Raw genomic sequence first — 18,987 nt, forward strand, 5'->3', positions numbered from 1 at the left:
ATTTTACATTAATAACAGGTAGTCCTAGCGGGGATGATAACTAAATAGGATCAGCTATTATTAAGCGACACATTTTAGGATACAAAATAAAAAACAGCGCTTCGAATTCTTTGTAGTGCTGCTTAATATCATAAATAGTCTCTTTTAATAACCATAGCTTTGGTCGTCGGGTGGCCATACCATTAAGCACTTTTCCAACAAATTCAAGATTTGCGTAATTTTCTAACCATTTGCCTTGCCACATTGACTGCATAAAATGCTGATAATGTTCAGGATAGAGATGAATAAAGGGCTGAATTTGTTGTCTGGTGTATTGGTCAAATTCAGACACTGATTGACCCATGCCATAATCAGTCCAATGTTTAGATAAAAAATGATCCCATACAATATCAAGTGCAATCGGTGCGACACGTTGATGCGGTTTGATAAAGTGTGTTTTGGCTTGTTTCACTTCTGTTAAACCATCGACCATGCTATCAATTTTACGATGTAACATGATACCGTCGGCTATCGTTTGCGGATAAACAAGATAAGGATCCCCTTTAACAAAATCAGCCACACTATTGCCAATTAAGGAGCTATTAGCTAAAGTGGCAAGATGTAAATGAGCTAGAATGTTCATCTTAATTACACGTTACTATTCACGATGTTTAAACTCCCCTTCAGCAAAACCATGTCGCCAATAACTAATAATATGAAATGCATCGGGGGGTAAATGAGGATAATTATCTTTAAGCGTATGTCGAATTTGCTGGGCTAAATCCCGCTCCATTCCACCCCAAATAAGTAAATTATCACTATGAACAATATTCGCTTTTTTTATTGTTTCAACAAGTTGATTTGGCTGATTAACATCTTGTATCAGCCAGTTAACATGAGTATTTAGACTATTCGGTAAAGCCATAATATCTGTTGGGTGATTGACTTCGATAAACGCTTGAACATTAACATTGTTAGGTAGGTGTTCAAGCGTATAACAAATGGCAGGTACAGCTGTTATATCACCAATCAACACCAAACTTTGCTGATTAAACATAAGTTTTGCCGCTGTGCCGACTAAACCTATCTGATCATTGACTTTAGCCTGCTGAGCCCAAACCGAAGCTAATCCCTCTTGATGAATGGCAAAATCAATCGTTAATTGCTGTGCCGTTTCATCATAATGACGAATACTATAACTCCGAGCCAATTGACGAATCTTGTCATTTATCAGAATTTTATTATTGTCGTCTAATTGTGGAAAAATTATCGTTCCCGTTGAAGGATCAGCAAACAATAATTTTAAATGAGGACAAATCCATAAAGGATTAACCGTCAGCTGTTTATCACAACTAAAGTTAATTCGAATAAAACTATGCGATAACCTTTCAATTCTCAATACCGTTAAAAGTGCATTAACAATAGATGTTTGTTTTTTTCCTGTCATTATGGCTAACCTAATATTTCATTTTTAACTATCATACAACAAAACTTAAATTTTTAGGCTATCTTTTCAATTATTGCTCAGAAACACAGACAAACACACTCCACCCAATTAGGCGGAATGTGATAACAGATGATGACAGTTTAAATTAATAAGTCAGTGAACCAAACGCATTACGCCAATCTTGTTCAAATTTTACTATCGCAGCATCTACAGCTGGATCGGAGATAAATAGTTCAGCTACATCCACCGGTAAGGTAATAGATTCACATCCTGCTAACAGACAATCTAATGCTTGCCTAGGTGTGCGAAAACTTGCCGCCAATACCATGGTTTGAGGACAATGTAACGCTAACAGTTTTTGTAATTCTTGCACGGTATCTTTACTGTTGCCGCCTTGGGCATCAATTCGATTGACATAAGGCGCAATATATTTAGCCCCAGCTAGCGCACCTAATAATCCCTGCCCTGCGCCATAAACAGCAGTGCCTAAAGTAGGAATTCCTTGTTGTGTTAAAGCTTTAATCGCTTTCAGTCCTTCTGCATTAACAGGAATCTTAGTGACAATATTGGGTACGACTCTTCTGAGTTGTTCTGCCTCTTTTATCATGGATGATGCATCGCTTGAAAGTACCTGTGCAAACAGTAATTTATCGGCGCCCAATAAATCATGCAGTGTCGATAATAAGGTAAAGAGTGATTGACCGGATTTTGCCACAATGCTTGGATTGGTTGTGACGCCATTAATCGGTAAAATGGGGGCTAGACGTTTAATGGCTTCAATATCGGCGGTATCTAAATATAATTCCATGGTTAACTCCTGCTGAATGTTCAAATCATTAATCACTGTATTGGTACCATACTAAGTAATCTGTAACCGATAGCCTAGATGACAATCCTGCGATTTACTGGATATTTGTACGCTTGATAAGAAAATGTGAGTGAGATCACACTAAAAACATTTTAAGAATAAACTATTGATAAAATTAATGATTTACTTGATACTATAAAATACTTTTTGGCAGTATATAATCATGATTACGATACATAACTCGATTTATCTACGATATTATTTTATGAAGATAGCGATATGGCGATAACGATCAATGAAGTGCTAGCAAAATGCCTTAATCATCAACAAACGAATCAGATTTATTTTGCTAATTATGCTCAATCAGCACCACTACTTGCTGATCAAGTCAGTTTACCCAGAATAGAAATCATGATAAAGGGAAAACAATCTATACAATGGGCAGACTATCAGGGAAACATTATTGAAAAAACGTTATTTCCTAGCGATCTTTTATATATCACAGCACAAAGTTGGAGCAAGCCCGCTTATACAACCCCCTTCACCACATTAAGCATCCTGTATGATAAACAACAAATTAGCATGACTATCAACCAGTGGGACGGTCAAGCACTGACATCTTATGATCAAATTAATGTACCTAGGCGAGGCGCACGTATTGGGGCGTTTATCATTCAAGCGCTAGCTGAACTAACTTGGCAGCATCAGCCTTGCGAGCGTGCTCCTACCGCTTATCATCTTATTCAAAGCTTATTAAGTCATACCTTCGACTTACTGAATGTTGATGTCAAAACCTCAACCAAAACAGCTAGCTTATTTGAGGCAATTCGGCAATATATTGATAGCCATTTTCGTGACGATATTACCCGAGATTTTCTCGCTAAAATGTTCTATATTTCACCCAATTATCTATCTCACCTATTCCAGCGAGAAGGTAAAATAGGTTTGAATGAATATCTTACCCATGTACGTCTGGAATATGCAAAAACTCGCCTTAGAGACTATGATTTAAATATCAAAGATATTGCCTTAGCTTCAGGTTTCAAAGATAGTCACTATTTTTGTCGAATCTTCAGAAAAAAAACTGAACGTACCCCGACCGAATACCGTCGCCAATATCATAGTAAATTATTACAGATGACGGATAACAACAAAACTAGTTAACTAAATTAATGGTTGTGAAAAGTAATTTCATTTGATATAGTTTCAAATGAAACTATCTAAATAAGGTGATGTGATGGCAATCCCGATAGCAACCGTTGAAAAACTGATTGAAAAATTTAAAGCTCGTGGACTCTCTTCAAACTATGACGAGATTTTTTTAAGTCGCTTATTGCAATTTAGTACCGAAGCACTATTAGAAAATTTGAATCAAACCTACCGACATTATGAATTAGATGATAAATTATTTGCGGTTTTATTAGTGATTAACGCCTTTCACCCTGAAGGGGTAAAACCATCGCAAATCAGCGAATTAACCAATTTTACTCGCGTACAAATTACCCGTTTTGTTGATACACTGGTGGGAAATGACTTAGTCGCCCGCCAAGCTGATCCGCATGATCGTCGCTCACATTGCTTAATTTTAACCAAAAAAGGCATCCATTTTTTTCAATATGAAATACCGCCCATGGAAAAAAAAGTGGTTCAAGCTTGGCAAGTTATTACCCAAGAAGAACGTCAACAGTTACGCACAATCTTATCTAAACTTTTAAAACATCTTGCCGAGTAAACTAAATGAGAATATCCATGAAACAAAAAGGACTTATCGCCCTGTTAATATTAATTATTATTGCAGTAATTTGGGCGATTTGGTTCATGTATAAAAGTCCTTCATCGCTGATTTTATATGGTAATGTGGATATCAGAACGGTAAACAGTAGCTTTCGTGTATCAGGACGCTTAATACAATTAAATCACGAAGAAGGTGATTCGATTAAACAAGGTGATCTATTAGCTAAACTGGATGCAAAACCTTATCAAATCGCTTTAAATAGAGCGAAAGCAAATCTGATGGTAAAGCAGGCGCAACTTGATTTAATGATAACCGGATATCGTAAAGAAGAAGTTGCCCAAGCAGCAGCACAAGTTTTACAATATCAAGCAAGTTATGATTATGCTGAAAATAACTACCAACGCATGGTCAAATTGATGAAATCATCATCCATTTCTAAAGATCAACTTGAAAACAGTTTAACATTACGTAATCAAGCTAACGCTAATTTACAAACAGCAAAGCAAAAACTTGATCAACTTACTAATGGTTACCGAAAAGAAGAAATTGAAGCAGCACAAGCCACCGTGCAAGCGGCTAAAGCCGAGTTAGACCAAGCGGAACTTAACTTATCGGATACCGAACTTTATGCACCAACCGACGGCACCATTTTAACTCGAGCAGTAGAATCAGGCACAATGTTAACCGCAGGAACCCCGATTTATGCTATATCTATAGATAGACCTGTCTGGGTACGTGCTTATATTGACGAGGTCAATTTACATCAAGCCATTCCGGGTAGAACTGTCTATGTTTATACCGATTCACAGCCAGATAAACCTTATATTGGACAGATTGGTTTTGTATCGCCTACGGCCGAATTTACACCTAAAACCGTCGAAACCCCTGTATTACGTACAGATTTAGTTTACCGCTTACGTATTCAAATACGTCAAACTGGTGACGGTCAAGCGAATGATATGTTGCGCCAAGGCATGCCGGTAACGATTAAATTTGCAGAATAATCGCTATGACTAAACAAAATCGCCAGCAAATTAAACTCACTCATGTGACCAAAGTGTTTAAGCAAAAAAATCAGCAAGTCACTGTCGCACTAAAACCTTTATCGACAACAATTTTTGCACAGGGTGTGACAGGATTGGTTGGCCCTGACGGTGCAGGGAAAACAACACTATTGCGTATGCTGGCAGGCTTGCTTTCGCCAAGTGCAGGTCAAATTAATGTTGCGCAATATAATCCGACTGAAGATCGGGATCAATTGCGCGCAATTTTAGGCTATATGCCTCAAAAGTTTGGTCTTTACGAGGATTTGACGGTTAGTGAAAACCTTAATTTATTTGCTGATCTGCGACATATCAAACAAGAAGAACGTCAACAAATTTTTGCCAAACTCCTAAAATTCACCGATTTAACTAAATTTACCCAACGTTTGGCGGGCAAGTTATCGGGGGGAATGAAGCAAAAACTGGGGTTAGCATGTACTTTGCTTGGCGATCCACAAATATTACTACTTGATGAGCCTGGTGTTGGCGTGGATCCTATTTCACGCCAAGAACTTTGGCACATGGTTCATCAACTAGCCAAAGAAGGGATGTTAATTATCTGGAGCACCTCTTATCTTGATGAAGCCGAGCAATGTGAAACAATTTTACTGATGAATCAAGGTGAATTACTCTTTCAAGGTCAACCCTCATGTTTAACTGAACGTGTCAAAGATCGGGTTTACCTGCTCGCTTCGCCAATTTCACATCGTCGGTTATTACAAACGGCCTTAAAACTCCCTGAAGTCAGTGACGGCGTGATCGAAGGTGATCGTATTCGCTTAATACTCAAGCCGAATCACGCCATTGAACAAGTCATAGCAAAACTTGGGACAACTAACATCACTTATCAACCTACCTTAGGACGGTTTGAAGATGCGTTTATTGACCGATTAGGCGGAATAACTCAAAAAGAATCAATATTAACTAAAATTATGCCGCAGGTTGCCGGTCTGCCAAACGATATTGTCATAGAAGCAAAAGATCTTACCCGAACTTTTGGTAATTTTATTGCAACGGATCATGTTAATTTTGCCATAAAGCGTGGTGAAATATTTGGTTTATTAGGGCCCAATGGCGCAGGTAAATCGACAACATTTAAAATGATGTGTGGTTTATTACCGATTAGTGATGGGCAAGCGTTAGTATTGGGATTTGATCTCAAAAAAAGTGCAACTAAAGTACGTGAACGCATTGGCTATATGGCACAACGTTTTTCTTTATATGACAGATTAACTGTACGCCAAAATTTAATCTTCTTTTCAGGCATCTACGGCTTAATGGGCAGTGAACAAACACTGCGCATGAATGAAATGATAACCGCATTTAATTTTGAGCCGATTTTAGACAAAACACCAGAATCACTCCCCTTAGGATTCAAACAGCGATTAGCTTTAGCCTGTGCGTTGATGCATAAACCCGATATTGTATTTCTTGATGAACCGACATCTGGCGTCGATCCTATCACTCGTCGTGAGTTCTGGATCCATATCAACAGTTTAGTCGAAAAAGGGGTTACGGTCATGGTCACCACTCACTTTATGGACGAAGCCGAATATTGTGATCGCATTGCATTAATTAATGGTGGCAAGTTAATTGCTTTGGGTTCGCCTAACCAACTTAAACAATCGGTCGCAAGCAACGCCACCATGGAGCAAGCCTTTATTAAATTGGTGAACGACGCTAACTCAGGGGCAACAACATGATATTTTCACTCTCTCGAACATTAACACTGTGTAAAAAAGAGATGAAACAGATTATTCGTGACCCGAGCAGTTGGATTATGTCAATTATTATTCCATTAATATTACTCTTCTTATTTGGCTATGGTATTAGTTTAGATTCCAATAAAATCCGTGTTGGGGTATTAGTTGAACAAAACAGTCAACCTGCCCATGATTTTGTCCAAGTGTTAAATGGTTCCCCCTATATTGAACCCATATATCTGGATAATCGTTCAGCATTATCGGCAAAATTAAATGCTGGCGAAATTCGAGGTATGCTTATCATTCCAGTTAATTTTGCTCAACAAGTACAAAATAGGCAAGCAGCCATTCAGTTAATTACCGACGGAAGTGAACCGAATACCGCTAATTTTGTACAAGGCTATTTAACCGGTGTGTGGCAAATCTGGTTACAGCAGCGCAGTCAACAGCAATTAATGAATAGTCAACCAATGATTGACATGACTTCGCACGTTTGGTTTAACTCCGCAGCAATCAGCAAAAATTTTATTTTGCCCGGTGCAATAACCATTATTATGACGATAATTGGCTCGATATTGACGTCGTTAGTCGTTGCTCGAGAATGGGAACGTGGCACAATGGAAGCATTGCTCTCTACCCCGATGACCAAGTTGGAGTTCTTATTATCTAAATTGATTCCCTATTACTTAATCGGTTTAATAGCCTTAATTATCTGTTTTATTGTCACCGTAGGCATTATGCATGTCCCTTTTCGTGGATCCTTTACGTTATTGTTACTACTCAGCAGTCTATTTTTATTGGTGATTTTGCAACTTGGCTTATTAATATCCACGCTTACGCGGAATCAATTTAATGCAGCAATGATAGCGTTAAACGCGGCCTATTTACCTGCGGTCATGCTGTCAGGTTTTGTATTTGAAATCAATAGCATGCCCGCTATCATTCAACTAGTTACCTATATCATTCCTGCACGTTACTACGTCAATATTCTACAAACCCTCTTTTTAGCGGGCGATATTTTTTCAGTCATGCTGATTAATGCAGGCTTTTTACTGATGTGTTTATTGCTGTTATTTGTGGTGATTTTCAAAAAAACCCGAATGCAATTAGATTAAGGTAAAGGAGTAATACTATGTTAAAATTTTTCAACACTATCGCCTTTTACCGCACATTAACTCTAATCAAAAAGGAGTTAGCCCTACTTTGGCAAGACAAACAGACACGCATTATCTTAATCGTGCCAGTATTGCTACAAATTTTTATCTTTCCCTTTGCTGCAACCTTGAATGTCAATAATGCGACCATTGCCGTTTATCGCCCCACGATTGATGAACCGACGACGGAGTTAATCGATCGTATAGCCCATGCCAGCAGTTTTTCAAACGTATTGATATTAGATTCACAGCAAGCCATTACTGACACGATTAATCATCAAAAGGCCTTAGTGGTTGTACAATTTCCTGCTGATTTTTCTCGCAAGTTACTGAATGGACAATCGCCACAAATCCAAATAATTTTAGACGGTCGTAAATCGAATAGTGCCCAAATTGCCGCTAACTATATTCAACAAATTATTATGCAATATCAGCAACAAAATATGAATCAAGATAAGGGCGGATTAATCGTTCGTCACCATTATAACAGTAATTTAGACTATAAACATTTTATCTTACCTTCGCTGGTTGCACTTATTACCACTATTGGCGTTATGATCGTAACCTCGTTATCAGTAGCGAGAGAACGTGAACAAGGCACGCTTGACCAACTACGTATTTCACCTTTAATGACATGGCAAATTTTTGTTGGTAAAGCGATACCGGCAATCATTGTGGCAACATTACAAGGAACAATAGTACTTATTGCCAGTATTTTTATATATCAAATCCCGTTTAAAGGATCGTTTATTTGGTACTATCTCTGTATGATGAGTTACGGACTCTCTTTAGTGGGATTTGGATTATTTATCTCTGCGCTTTGCTCAACTCAACAACAAGCCTTTATCGGCATTATTACCTTTATGGTGCCGGCTATTTTACTATCTGGCTTTATTGCGCCAATCGAAAACATGCCACTCTGTTTACAGTATTTAACTGAAATCAATCCGGTGCGTCACTTTATCGAATTGACTAAACAGATTTATTTAAAAAATGTCGATTTCTCAATCATCTGGCAAAGTTTATGGAAGCTCTATGCAATCACCATACTATTAGGAGGTATGGCTTATTATTTATTTAAAAAGTATATGTGAATTTAAAGAGAGCCTCACTCAACCTTATATGTTTAAATCAAATTCTGTTAAAGTTTTTGGGTTTACAATCCAATCATGACAATTCCTTTTTAATAAACTTTCAGTAAGAGAATTGAACGACCACAATCGGCAAGTATCCACCAAACCCAAAGCAAATAAACACTTACAATACTTGGCAATGGGACTTTGACAATTACCACTTGTAAATCCGTTATACAATAATGTTCAATTTTTTGGAGGGATGAGAGAATCAAGAGAAGATTATCTTATCCCCTCTTGATTTGAGCATGTTCAATATCAGCAAAATCACTTATTCAAAAAGTCTGTTCGACGTCCCTATGTTTATCGTCGTTAATCTAGTTTAGGATGTTGATCGACTAAATCTTGACGCTGTTCTTGCAGATTTTCGATTTGCTCATCAATATCTTCAACTTTTTGTTCAATTGAATCAAAATGATCCGATAAAATTTCTTTTGCTTCGCGACGATTTGAAGCAGCTGGTGTGGCGCCTCTTAATGGTTGATTTGCGGTTTCTCGCATTTTTAAACCAGTGACTAACCCAACCATTGCCACAACCATCAAATAGTATGCAGGCATATATAAGTTATTGGTTTCTTCGACAAGCCAAGCTGCCACTGTTGGGGTTGCCCCGGCAATTAATACCGAGATATTAAAAGCGATAGCTAACGCGCTAAACCGGATATTGGTAGGAAAAATAGCTGGTAAAATAGATGCCATCACACCTGTAAAGCAATTAAGTAGTATGGCAAGTATTAGTAATCCCAAAAAGATTAAACCAATATTATCACTATTAATCATCATAAAGGCCGGATAAGCAAGAATGAGTAGCCCCACACTACCGCCAATAATAAAGGGTTTTCGCCCAATTTTATCGCTTATTAAGCCAATCATAGGTTGAACAAATAGCATACCGATCATAATTGCAATAATCAGTAATACACCATGATCGGAATGATAATTTAAATCGTGCGATAGATAACTTGGCATATACGTCAGCAACATATAATAGGTAACATTGGTCACGATCACTAAGCCCACGCAGACCATAAAACTCTTCCAATATTGGGTTAAAATCTGTTTTAACGTAATTTTAGATGGTTTTTCAGACCGTTGTTCATTAGACACAGATTGTTGCTGGAAAGTGGGCGTTTCCTCGAGCGCATGACGTAAATACAGACCAATTACCCCTAAAGGTAACGCAAAAAAGAACGGGATACGCCATCCCCAATCTCGAAATTTGGCATCACCTAATAAAGTAGATAAAATGACAACTAACCCTGCACCAATTAAAAAGCCTGCAATTGACCCAAAATCCAGCCAACTCCCCATAAATCCTCGTTTACGATCAGGCGAATATTCAGCCACAAAGGTGGCCGCTCCAGAATATTCACCACCAATTGAAAATCCTTGTGCTAATTTCGCCAATAACAATAAGATTGGTGCGGTAATCCCAATAGTTGCATAAGAAGGAATTAAGCCAATACAAAAGGTACTTAACGACATAATCACAATTGTCATAGACAGCACCTTTTGCCGTCCTAATTTGTCACCTAATAAACCAAACACCACTCCGCCCAATGGACGCACTAAAAAAGGGACTGAAAAAGTGGCTAACGCAGCGACAACTTGAACACTGGGCGATGCATTTGAAAAGAACACCTGCCCTAATATATAGGCTAAAAAACCATAAACACCAAAATCAAACCACTCCATCGCATTACCGAGTGCAGCAGCCGTAATGGCTTTTTTAAGCTTACTATCATCAATAATGGTAATATCATTAATATTCAAAGGTTTTGTAATTGACTTTTTTGCCTTCTTCATAAAAAACCGCCTATTTTCATGCAAATTATGGAATAAGTTGAATACAATTTTGATAAAGACTTGCTATAGTGCTTTAGTGACAACAAATGGTTTATTGATTACTTAAATTTTGAAGATATACAAGGAACAGAAAAAGAATTAAACGATTTATCGTTATTACTATTAATCAATTAAGTTTGATAATTACGTTTAGTTTGACAAAAAATAGGCTTTAATTATAGCAACATAAGATCAGGTTGTAAAATTACAACCAATCTGATAGTTGAAACTTTCACGTCAATATATTCGACACAATTCTGGTTAAATTTTTTTTAAAATAGCTGTCCTACCCTTTTCTAAATCGTTCACCTGTAACAAATTTAACTTTACCTAGTATCCCATGAAATAATCCTTTAAAATGACTTTACTAAAACTGATGAGGTAATTCCTATGCGCTGGAGAGACCAAAGAGAGAGTGATAATATTGAAGATCGCCGCTCACAATCAGGAAGTGAACTAGGAACGCGAATTCCTATTGGTGGTAAAGGTAGAGTTGTTCTATTCATTGTTGTTTTAATCGCCGGCTATTATGGCGTTGATTTAACGGGTTTACTCAATTCTGATGTTATTGATCTTAACAGCACTCCACAAAACAGCGCTGAGTATGCGATTGATGATCCGCAAGCAGCGAAATTTACGTCGGTCATTTTAGCTAGCACCGAAGATTATTGGAGCCAGGAATTTAAACGCCTCGGCAAAACCTATATCCCACCCAAATTAGTTCTTTATACAGGTTCAACGCAAACCTCCTGCGGTACTGGTCAAACCTTTATGGGGCCGTTTTATTGCAGTATTGATAAAACGGTTTATTTGGACACTTCTTTCTATCAAGAGATGAAACAGCGACTAGGCGGTGGCGGTGATTTTGCGCAAGGTTATGTCATTGCCCATGAAATCGGTCACCATGTGCAAAATCTACTCGGCACATTTAATCAACTAAAACAATTTAAACAATATTCCGATGTTAGCGATAATCAATTATCAGTAAGATTAGAATTGCAAGCCGATTGCTATGCAGGGTTATGGGGAAATGCAGTTCAAAAACAGAACTTACTTGAAGTTGGTGATATCGAGCAAGCACTGAACACAACCGAAGCCATTGGTGATGATCGCCTACAACGACAACGTGATGGCTATGTAGTACCCGATAGTTTTACACATGGCACGTCGAAACAACGTTACGCTTGGTTTAAAAAAGGGTTTGATAGTGGTTCAATTGAACAATGTGACACTTTTACTGAGTAACGAACAAAATAAGGAAACAAAATGGATGTCAAATTAGTGAATCGTATTTTATTAGTGAATGATGACGGCATCGATGCCCAAGGTATCAAAATATTAAAAAATGTGGCGGAAAAACTGGCTCATGAAGTTTGGGTAGTGGCGCCAATTATAGATCAAAGCGGCGTTTCTTGTTCCGTCAGTTTAAAAGCCCCATTCAGAGTCTCTAAACGTTCTCATACCGAATACGCCGTTTATGGTACGCCAGCAGATTGCATGTTATTTGCATTAAAACATCTAATGACAGACCAATTACCTGATTTAGTCTTATCCGGTATTAATAATGGGTCTAATGTTGGCTTTGAAACGATTTTATCGGGTACCGTTGGGGCAGCCATGATGGCGATGACCCTTGGCGTACCGGCAATGGCATTAAGCCAAGTGAGCAGTGAAGATAATCAACCGACAAATTGGCATTGTGCCATACACCATGCTGAAAACGTCATTCGAAAATTGCATGGGTTATCAATGCCTAAAAACATCTGTTTTAATGTCAATTTTCCAGATTGTAATGCTGATCAAATAAAAGGATATAAACTCACCAAACAAGGGGAACCGGATGTAAGCGAACTGATACTCACCCCGACTAAAGACCCAGAAGGACATGACTATTTTTGGTTCAGAGCTAAACGAAATCAAACCGCTTGCCATGAAGACAAAGAACTGGATATAGCAAACAGTGGCTACGTTGCAATCACGCCCATGAGTTATGAAAGAACACATTATCCTAGTCTTAACACATTGCAAAATGCGTTAAATTTTGACTAATGCTTAATGCGTACGTCTTTCCTATATCGAAAGACGTACAAAGACTATTAAGGGTTTGATTTTGATTCGTTAACAAAAGCACAAAACAGGAAAGAAACCGCCACCATAATTAAAGCGATCCAATATATTATTTCATGTCCAAATGCTTTAGAGACGAAACCTTGAATCAGACCGGCAATGATAACGCTACACGTTATACCATTATTAAAAAGCGTTGAAGCAACGCCCATTCGGGTAGGAAGAAGATCTTGGAAATAGATAATTCCAATATTCGCCACAATACCGATGAAAAGTGCATTAAAAATTTGCAATGAAAATAGTGCTACTTCATTTTTGAACAGGATGATGCCAATATAAAACAGAACACCACAGCCAATTGCAATAAAAAATAGATTACGTTTTCCTAAATAAGGTACTAAAAAACCAGCAATTAGCATAACCGGAATTTCGATTCCTGCAGCAAGCCCCATTAACTGACCCGGCAAGGAATCCGACAGATGTAAACTCGATTTTATATATAATGGCATATCGATGATATACATCATATTCGCTGTCCACATAAATACGGTTGATAAAAATAAAAAAACCACATTTTTATTTTGGAATAACGGTTGATTTATCTCCTGCTGATTCATAGCTTGAGTTTGCTGTGTAGCCGGATTTTTTTCGACTGAAGGCAAAAAAATGGCGACAAAGATCATCGCAACAAAAAACATCCCCATTGCACTTAGATACATGGTAGTAAAACCATAATTGATCGCTAACGCAAATGACAAAGGTGGACCAATAACCCAAGCCAAGGAAAGTTGAGCTCGAATAAGTGAGTTAAATGCCACAACATTACGACCCGTTTTAACCGCATACTCACGTGCTAACGCAAAAATTTGTGGCATTGCCGCTGAGGATAATGCCGCAAATAACACGCCCAACGTAATCAAAAAGACATAATGCCGAGAAAAGGCAAAAACCAGACTATTGAAAACCCCCATTAAACAACAGAATATGACAATGAATCGTCTGTCCCCTTTTTTATCCGAATATTTCGCCAATAAGAAACTCCCCACAATACTGGCAATCGCGTTGACTGAATAAAAAAGACCGACAAGAATGGGATCAACATTGACTTCATCAGTTAAAAAACGACTTAATGTCGGAGATTGTAAAGCGCCTGCGATTCCGATAATGAAAGTAGTAACAAGAAAAGCAGTAAAAATTACCCCTTTTAATTGTCGAAAAGATGAAGTACTCGGCATAGTGATTTCCTGTATATAGAATGAAATAATTATATACTGAAAATAAGCATAACAAAAAACATGTTAAGCATTCGGGTTTAATCCCGCATGACTTGTTTTCAATCCTTTTTAATTAATACAAACCAAACCTTGACAAATATCATTAAAAAAATGATTTATTTTTAATGATACAAGCGTACAATAAAAATCATCAACTAGCCGAGGTAACGTTATGTTATATAATAACAAATCCACTCATCAGCACGCTGATCATCACTGCCATGATAGCTGCCAAAACATCACACATAATCATGCACATAATTCACTTCATGCCCGTAATATTAATAAAAACCATCAATCCAATCTGGGACGTGAAAATCATGATCATATTCAAACGCAAACCAATGATCTTGATCCTCCACCCGATGAACCTGACCAGCAAAGCCCAACTGTCAAATTAACATGGAAAATTCAAGGCATGGATTGTGCGCATTGCGCCCAAAAAATTGAAAATGGAATCAAAACGTTACCCGATATCAATCAAATAAAAATGACGTTTTCAACTGGAAAACTCATGGTATTTGTGCCCAACAAAAATAAAGAAATTATCAAACTCATTGAAGATAAAGTGGTTGAATTAGGTTATACCCCTATTTTTGAATCCTCACCACATCATCATGAGCATTCACACAGTTTGGATAAAAAAGCACTACTGCCTTTAGTGACGCTGGGTATCTTAATTGTAATAAGTTATATCATCCTGTTAATCAATCATGATATAGGTAAATATGCCTTCATTGTTACGGCTATTATTGGCATCATTCCAATAGCCAAAGAAGCCATCACATTAACCCGTAGTGGCACTCCTTTTGCCATTGAAACGCTAATGAGTATTTCGGCTATTGGTGCGCTATTTATCGGTGCCGCAGAAGAAGCCACCATGGTGATTTTTTTGTTTATGATTGGCGAAATGCTTGAAGGGATTGCCAGCAATAAAGCTAAAAAAGGTATCTCCTCACTGGTTGAATTAATGCCAGAAGAAACCGTGATTGTTGTTGATGGAAATCGAAAAACGGTGGCAAGTCATAGTCTTAAACCTGACGATATTATCGAAATATCATCAGGCGGTCGATTACCGGCAGATGTGATCTTAATCAGTGAGCAAGCCAGCATTGATGAAAGCGCACTAACAGGGGAATCGATTCCAGTCAATTATTTATATGGTGATAAAATTTTAGCTGGCTCACTAGTGGTAGATAACACCATTCAATTAAAAGTTGTCTCAGAAACAGGACAAAACGCTGTTGACCGTATTTTACAACTTATTGAAGATGCTGAAGAACGCAAAGCACCGATAGAGCGATTTATTGATCGATTTAGTCGCTATTATACCCCTGCTATTGCCCTATTATCGCTATTAGTAATGGTTATTCCGCCTCTATTGATTCAGACTGATTGGTACACATGGATTTATCGTGGATTAACGTTACTACTAATAGGTTGCCCATGTGCGTTAGTGATATCAACACCGGCTGTTATTACTTCTGCGTTATCGAGTGCGGCTAAATATGGTGTTTTAATTAAAGGCGGTGCAGCCCTAGAACATATAGGTTCAATCAAAATGATTGCTTTTGATAAAACCGGAACCCTGACCGAAGGCAAACCTCAAGTTACCGATGTTATCAATCGTGATATCACAACCGAACACTTGTTAACTGTTGTTGCTGCGGTGGAAAGTGGATCACATCATCCGTTAGCCAAAGCTATCCTTGACTATGCTAAACAAAATAAGATTTTTTTTACTGAAGCCAATAATCGTAAAGCGATTGCTGGGGTCGGTATTCAAGGAGATATCAATCAAGAGACTTTTTACGTTGTAGCCCCGAATAGACTCGACACCTTATCAACCCAATTACCCCAAGAAGATGCACAGCTTATACAACAGCTTGAAACTGAAGGAAAAACGGTTGTCGTTGTAGTATCTCATCAAAAATTATTGGGTATCATTGCTTTGCAAGATGTACTTCGCCAAGATGCGGTCAGTGCACTTAATCAACTTCATCAATTAGGCTTAAAAACCTTGATGTTAACAGGTGATAATGAACGAGCAGCCAAAGCTATTGCCCAACAACTCAATATTGATTACCGAGCGGAACTTTTACCGGCCGATAAATTAAATGAAATTGAAAAAATAAGCACCACAACCGCTATTGCCATGGTTGGCGATGGTATTAATGACTCCCCTGCCATGAAAGCCGCTACTGTAGGTATTGCAATGGGTAGCGGAACAGATGTCGCACTCGAAACAGCCGATGCGGCTTTAACCAAAAATAGTTTATTGAGTTTACCAAAATTGATACGTTTAACGCGCTTTGCTAACCGTAATATCAAACAGAATATTACAATTGCTTTAGGCATTAAGTTGATATTTTTAATTACCAGCCTATTTGGTATTACAGGACTTTGGCTTGCTGTATTAGCTGATTCGGGAACAACAGCGATTGTCACAGCCAATGCATTAAGATTGCTTAAACTTAAAAAATAAGGATTATAAATGACAAGTTGCAGAAACGCCATTGTCAAAAAATGAGTTTTTAGACGTTTTAAAACCATATGGCATCTATCTACGCCCACCAAGCAGGGATTTTCACAAAATGCCTGCTTGGCGCTAATAAGAATAAAGGAAACCTTACCTATTATCCATTTTTGTTCGCATGCGAACAGTTTATCCCTATGTGTATAGGGAACACCGGTCGAGTATTAGATGCAGCAGCCGAAAGCCCGGTTTATCCCTATGTGTATAGGGAACACTGCCGTTCTCATCGATACGTGCACCGGGGTAACGGTTTATCCCTATGTGTATAGGGAACACAAAATCTGTGCGAAATTCTTCAATCGTAGTACCGGTTTATCCCTGTGTATACAGGGAACACATCGGTTTCAAATTGACTTAAGAACTTTTGTTCGGTTTATCCCTGTGTATACAGGGAACACTTCAGCTAGCATTTGCCTAATAACAATCCCAGCGGTTTATCCCTGTGTATACAGGGAACACGCTCGATGAAAAGGTGAGTAAAAACGTCAATACGGTTTATCCCTGTGTATACAGGGAACACAGCAAACCATGAGCTATCCTATATGTCAGTTGCGGTTTATCCCTGTGTATACAGGGAACACATAATTTATTTAGCCGCTCTTCTTGTTGTTTAGCGGTTTATCCCTGTGTATACAGGGAACACTTGATGAATCGTAGGGTAAGCCCTCGTAACCACGGTTTATCCCTGTGTATACAGGGAACACTAATATTAATCCAAAAATGGTTTGCAAAAGACCGGTTTATCCCTGTGTATACAGGGAACACATTAACTGTATAATTTGCACTAACGTCCACCGCGGTTTATCCCTGTGTATACAGGGAACACAATCGGTTAAACGCGGCACGAGCCAGACTGCGCGGTTTATCCCTGTGTATACAGGGAACACTCGACCGTTTTCCCCTGTAATTCCGCAGGTAGCGGTTTATCCCTGTGTATACAGGGAACACTTACCCTGCAATTGAGCCTCTGATAAAAAAGCCGGTTTATCCCTGTGTATACAGGGAACACCTTTACCCAAGGACAAAAATTAACATCTTATACGGTTTATCCCTGTGTATACAGGGAACACGGACATTTTAAGCATGAGTTCGATTCGCTCGGCGGTTTATCCCTGTGTATACAGGGAACACTTTTTGTCATTAATTCGTGATAACGGGATTGCCGGTTTATCCCTGTGTATACAGGGAACACAACCGCATCACGAAACAATATCATCGCCTGATCGGTTTATCCTTGTGTATACAGGGAACACAGCCACGGCGTCGTTATATCATGGCTATGTTCCGGTTTATCCCTGTGTATACAGGGAACACTCTATCAATCCAAACACCAGGAATACTGACGCCGGTTTATCCCTGTGTATACAGGGAACACGGGCCAGTTTTTCATTTTTGATGGCCATAATACGGTTTATCCCTGTGTATACAGGGAACACCCTAATTATAACCTATTGTTTATTAATTAAAATAGCAAAGTGTAAAATTCCACCAACTTTTTTGTTGTTTTTTTAGGCGATCTCCTTTGTTAGCTATCTAAAATAGAATTAAATATTTATCATATAGTTAGTTACTTTCCAAATGTTATTTTAGGCATTTCATCTTTTTACAACTTTCTTGCGCACCAGCCTATTTTTGCCTACAGCCTGACTTGTCTTGTTTCGTTAATTGGTCATGACTAATTGCCATGTATCATCTTCCTTTTGTGCCCTTGCCTTATTTTTACTTAACTAATGGGCTATCCCATTAATTCACTTAGCAAATCTAAGCGATAAATAATCAGTTAGTGTTTAAAAGTATGTTCAATAATTTTACGGATGAAGGGGTTGTACTTTAGCAACTAAATACACGGGCGCTATATTTTCAAACGTTTAAAAATTAACAATTGATGATTAAACCGAACATAAAGAAATTATACCAAGATTCAAAGAGCCAGAAATAAATTCATTATTCTGACTTTTATCGGTTATTGCTTGTGCAACACCATTTGATTAATGATTTATAATTAAAATTTATTTGTTGAGATTAAAAAAATAACGGGTAATTATTTCCAATAAATTGCGTATTTGTTTCCAAAAAAAGAAAAAAAAGCTTGTCGTCTGTCAAAAAATAATCTATCCTAAAAAAATGGTTTTATATAAAAACATAAAATAAAACCATAAAATGCAAAATGTTAGCTTCAAATCGTCAGTTTAAGCTTATGCATTACGGATTTGGTATATAAGGGATAGAGAACAACAAGCTGTATGAAATGTTATAAATTGAT

General features: G+C 37.9%; 14 protein-coding genes and 1 CRISPR repeat array. Of the genes, 9 read left to right on the plus strand and 5 right to left on the minus strand.

All coding sequences use genetic code 11. The features are described 5' to 3' along the window. Nucleotides 1-40: 40 nt before the first annotated feature. The 3 genes from J3U14_RS10460 to fsa all read right to left on the minus strand — a co-directional run bounded on the left by J3U14_RS10460 (nucleotide 41) and on the right by fsa (nucleotide 2,234). Nucleotides 41-622: an ACP phosphodiesterase gene (locus J3U14_RS10460; RefSeq protein WP_267352208.1), complete on the minus strand. Its 582-nt coding sequence runs from the start codon at nucleotides 620-622 to the stop codon at nucleotides 41-43. A 15-nt stretch (nucleotides 623-637) separates the two neighbouring features. Beyond that, entirely contained in the window at nucleotides 638-1,426 is a 789-nt protein-coding gene (locus J3U14_RS10465) for a siderophore-interacting protein (RefSeq protein WP_267352209.1), read from the minus strand. Between the two features lie 145 nt (nucleotides 1,427-1,571). Further along, nucleotides 1,572-2,234, minus strand: a complete 663-nt coding sequence (gene fsa, locus J3U14_RS10470) for a fructose-6-phosphate aldolase (protein WP_267352210.1) — start codon at nucleotides 2,232-2,234, stop codon at nucleotides 1,572-1,574. Nucleotides 2,235-2,513: 279 nt separating this feature from the next. Here fsa and J3U14_RS10475 point away from each other — a divergent pair, with 279 nt between their 5' ends. The 6 genes from J3U14_RS10475 to J3U14_RS10500 all read left to right on the plus strand — a co-directional run bounded on the left by J3U14_RS10475 (nucleotide 2,514) and on the right by J3U14_RS10500 (nucleotide 8,963). Beyond that, a complete protein-coding gene (locus J3U14_RS10475; protein WP_267352211.1) occupies nucleotides 2,514-3,398 on the plus strand; it encodes a helix-turn-helix domain-containing protein in 885 nt (294 codons plus the stop codon). A gap of 73 nt (nucleotides 3,399-3,471) precedes the next feature. Further along, nucleotides 3,472-3,966, plus strand: a complete 495-nt coding sequence (locus J3U14_RS10480; protein WP_267352212.1) for a MarR family winged helix-turn-helix transcriptional regulator — start codon at nucleotides 3,472-3,474, stop codon at nucleotides 3,964-3,966. Nucleotides 3,967-3,983: 17 nt separating this feature from the next. Further along, nucleotides 3,984-4,973 (plus strand): secretion protein HlyD, encoded by a 990-nt coding sequence (gene hlyD / locus J3U14_RS10485; protein WP_267352213.1) that lies wholly within the window; start codon nucleotides 3,984-3,986, stop codon nucleotides 4,971-4,973. Between the two features lie 5 nt (nucleotides 4,974-4,978). Then, nucleotides 4,979-6,715, plus strand: coding sequence for an ATP-binding cassette domain-containing protein (locus tag J3U14_RS10490; RefSeq protein WP_267352214.1), 1,737 nt, complete (start codon nucleotides 4,979-4,981; stop codon nucleotides 6,713-6,715). Continuing rightward, nucleotides 6,712-7,830, plus strand: coding sequence for an ABC transporter permease (locus J3U14_RS10495; protein WP_267352215.1), 1,119 nt, complete (start codon nucleotides 6,712-6,714; stop codon nucleotides 7,828-7,830). The genes J3U14_RS10490 and J3U14_RS10495 overlap by 4 nt, the downstream gene beginning before the upstream one ends. 17 nt (nucleotides 7,831-7,847) lie before the next feature. Next, a complete protein-coding gene (locus J3U14_RS10500; RefSeq protein WP_267352216.1) occupies nucleotides 7,848-8,963 on the plus strand; it encodes an ABC transporter permease in 1,116 nt (371 codons plus the stop codon). Between the two features lie 351 nt (nucleotides 8,964-9,314). On the opposite strand, the gene proP is transcribed toward J3U14_RS10500, so the two are convergent. Then, entirely contained in the window at nucleotides 9,315-10,808 is a 1,494-nt protein-coding gene (gene proP / locus J3U14_RS10505; protein WP_267352217.1) for a glycine betaine/L-proline transporter ProP, read from the minus strand. Between the two features lie 429 nt (nucleotides 10,809-11,237). Between proP and J3U14_RS10510 the strand changes: the two genes are divergently transcribed. Beyond that, nucleotides 11,238-12,092 (plus strand): neutral zinc metallopeptidase, encoded by an 855-nt coding sequence (locus J3U14_RS10510; RefSeq protein WP_267352218.1) that lies wholly within the window; start codon nucleotides 11,238-11,240, stop codon nucleotides 12,090-12,092. Nucleotides 12,093-12,113: 21 nt separating this feature from the next. Beyond that, entirely contained in the window at nucleotides 12,114-12,896 is a 783-nt protein-coding gene (surE, locus tag J3U14_RS10515; protein ID WP_220215340.1) for a 5'/3'-nucleotidase SurE, read from the plus strand. 47 nt (nucleotides 12,897-12,943) lie between these two features. Here the strand turns inward: surE and J3U14_RS10520 are convergent, their stop codons facing one another. Beyond that, nucleotides 12,944-14,149, minus strand: coding sequence for an MFS transporter (locus J3U14_RS10520; protein ID WP_267352219.1), 1,206 nt, complete (start codon nucleotides 14,147-14,149; stop codon nucleotides 12,944-12,946). Nucleotides 14,150-14,360: 211 nt separating this feature from the next. Between J3U14_RS10520 and J3U14_RS10525 the strand changes: the two genes are divergently transcribed. Continuing rightward, nucleotides 14,361-16,673: a zinc/cadmium/mercury/lead-transporting ATPase gene (locus tag J3U14_RS10525; protein ID WP_267352220.1), complete on the plus strand. Its 2,313-nt coding sequence runs from the start codon at nucleotides 14,361-14,363 to the stop codon at nucleotides 16,671-16,673. Between the two features lie 176 nt (nucleotides 16,674-16,849). Further along, a CRISPR array of direct repeats spans nucleotides 16,850-18,160; the repeat unit is 29 nt; unit sequence CGGTTTATCCCTGTGTATACAGGGAACAC. The last annotated feature ends 827 nt before the right edge of the window (nucleotides 18,161-18,987 follow it).

The sequence above is a fragment of the Gilliamella sp. B3801 genome, assembly GCF_026536645.1.
GTDB classification, from domain to species: domain Bacteria; phylum Pseudomonadota; class Gammaproteobacteria; order Enterobacterales; family Orbaceae; genus Gilliamella; species Gilliamella apicola_I.

Bases quoted from the DNA above. Each gene is read 5' to 3' on its own strand.
- J3U14_RS10520 (WP_267352219.1), bottom strand. From the start codon at position 14,149: ATGCCGAGTACTTCATCTTTTCGACAATTAAAAGGGGTAATTTTTACT.
- hlyD (WP_267352213.1), top strand. From the start codon at position 3,984: ATGAAACAAAAAGGACTTATCGCCCTGTTAATATTAATTATTATTGCA.
- J3U14_RS10490 (WP_267352214.1), top strand. From the start codon at position 4,979: ATGACTAAACAAAATCGCCAGCAAATTAAACTCACTCATGTGACCAAA.
- J3U14_RS10500 (WP_267352216.1), top strand. From the start codon at position 7,848: ATGTTAAAATTTTTCAACACTATCGCCTTTTACCGCACATTAACTCTA.
- proP (WP_267352217.1), bottom strand. From the start codon at position 10,808: ATGAAGAAGGCAAAAAAGTCAATTACAAAACCTTTGAATATTAATGAT.
- fsa (WP_267352210.1), bottom strand. From the start codon at position 2,234: ATGGAATTATATTTAGATACCGCCGATATTGAAGCCATTAAACGTCTA.
- J3U14_RS10495 (WP_267352215.1), top strand. From the start codon at position 6,712: ATGATATTTTCACTCTCTCGAACATTAACACTGTGTAAAAAAGAGATG.
- J3U14_RS10510 (WP_267352218.1), top strand. From the start codon at position 11,238: ATGCGCTGGAGAGACCAAAGAGAGAGTGATAATATTGAAGATCGCCGC.
- J3U14_RS10460 (WP_267352208.1), bottom strand. From the start codon at position 622: ATGAACATTCTAGCTCATTTACATCTTGCCACTTTAGCTAATAGCTCC.
- J3U14_RS10480 (WP_267352212.1), top strand. From the start codon at position 3,472: ATGGCAATCCCGATAGCAACCGTTGAAAAACTGATTGAAAAATTTAAA.
- J3U14_RS10525 (WP_267352220.1), top strand. From the start codon at position 14,361: ATGTTATATAATAACAAATCCACTCATCAGCACGCTGATCATCACTGC.
- J3U14_RS10475 (WP_267352211.1), top strand. From the start codon at position 2,514: ATGGCGATAACGATCAATGAAGTGCTAGCAAAATGCCTTAATCATCAA.
- surE (WP_220215340.1), top strand. From the start codon at position 12,114: ATGGATGTCAAATTAGTGAATCGTATTTTATTAGTGAATGATGACGGC.
- J3U14_RS10465 (WP_267352209.1), bottom strand. From the start codon at position 1,426: ATGACAGGAAAAAAACAAACATCTATTGTTAATGCACTTTTAACGGTA.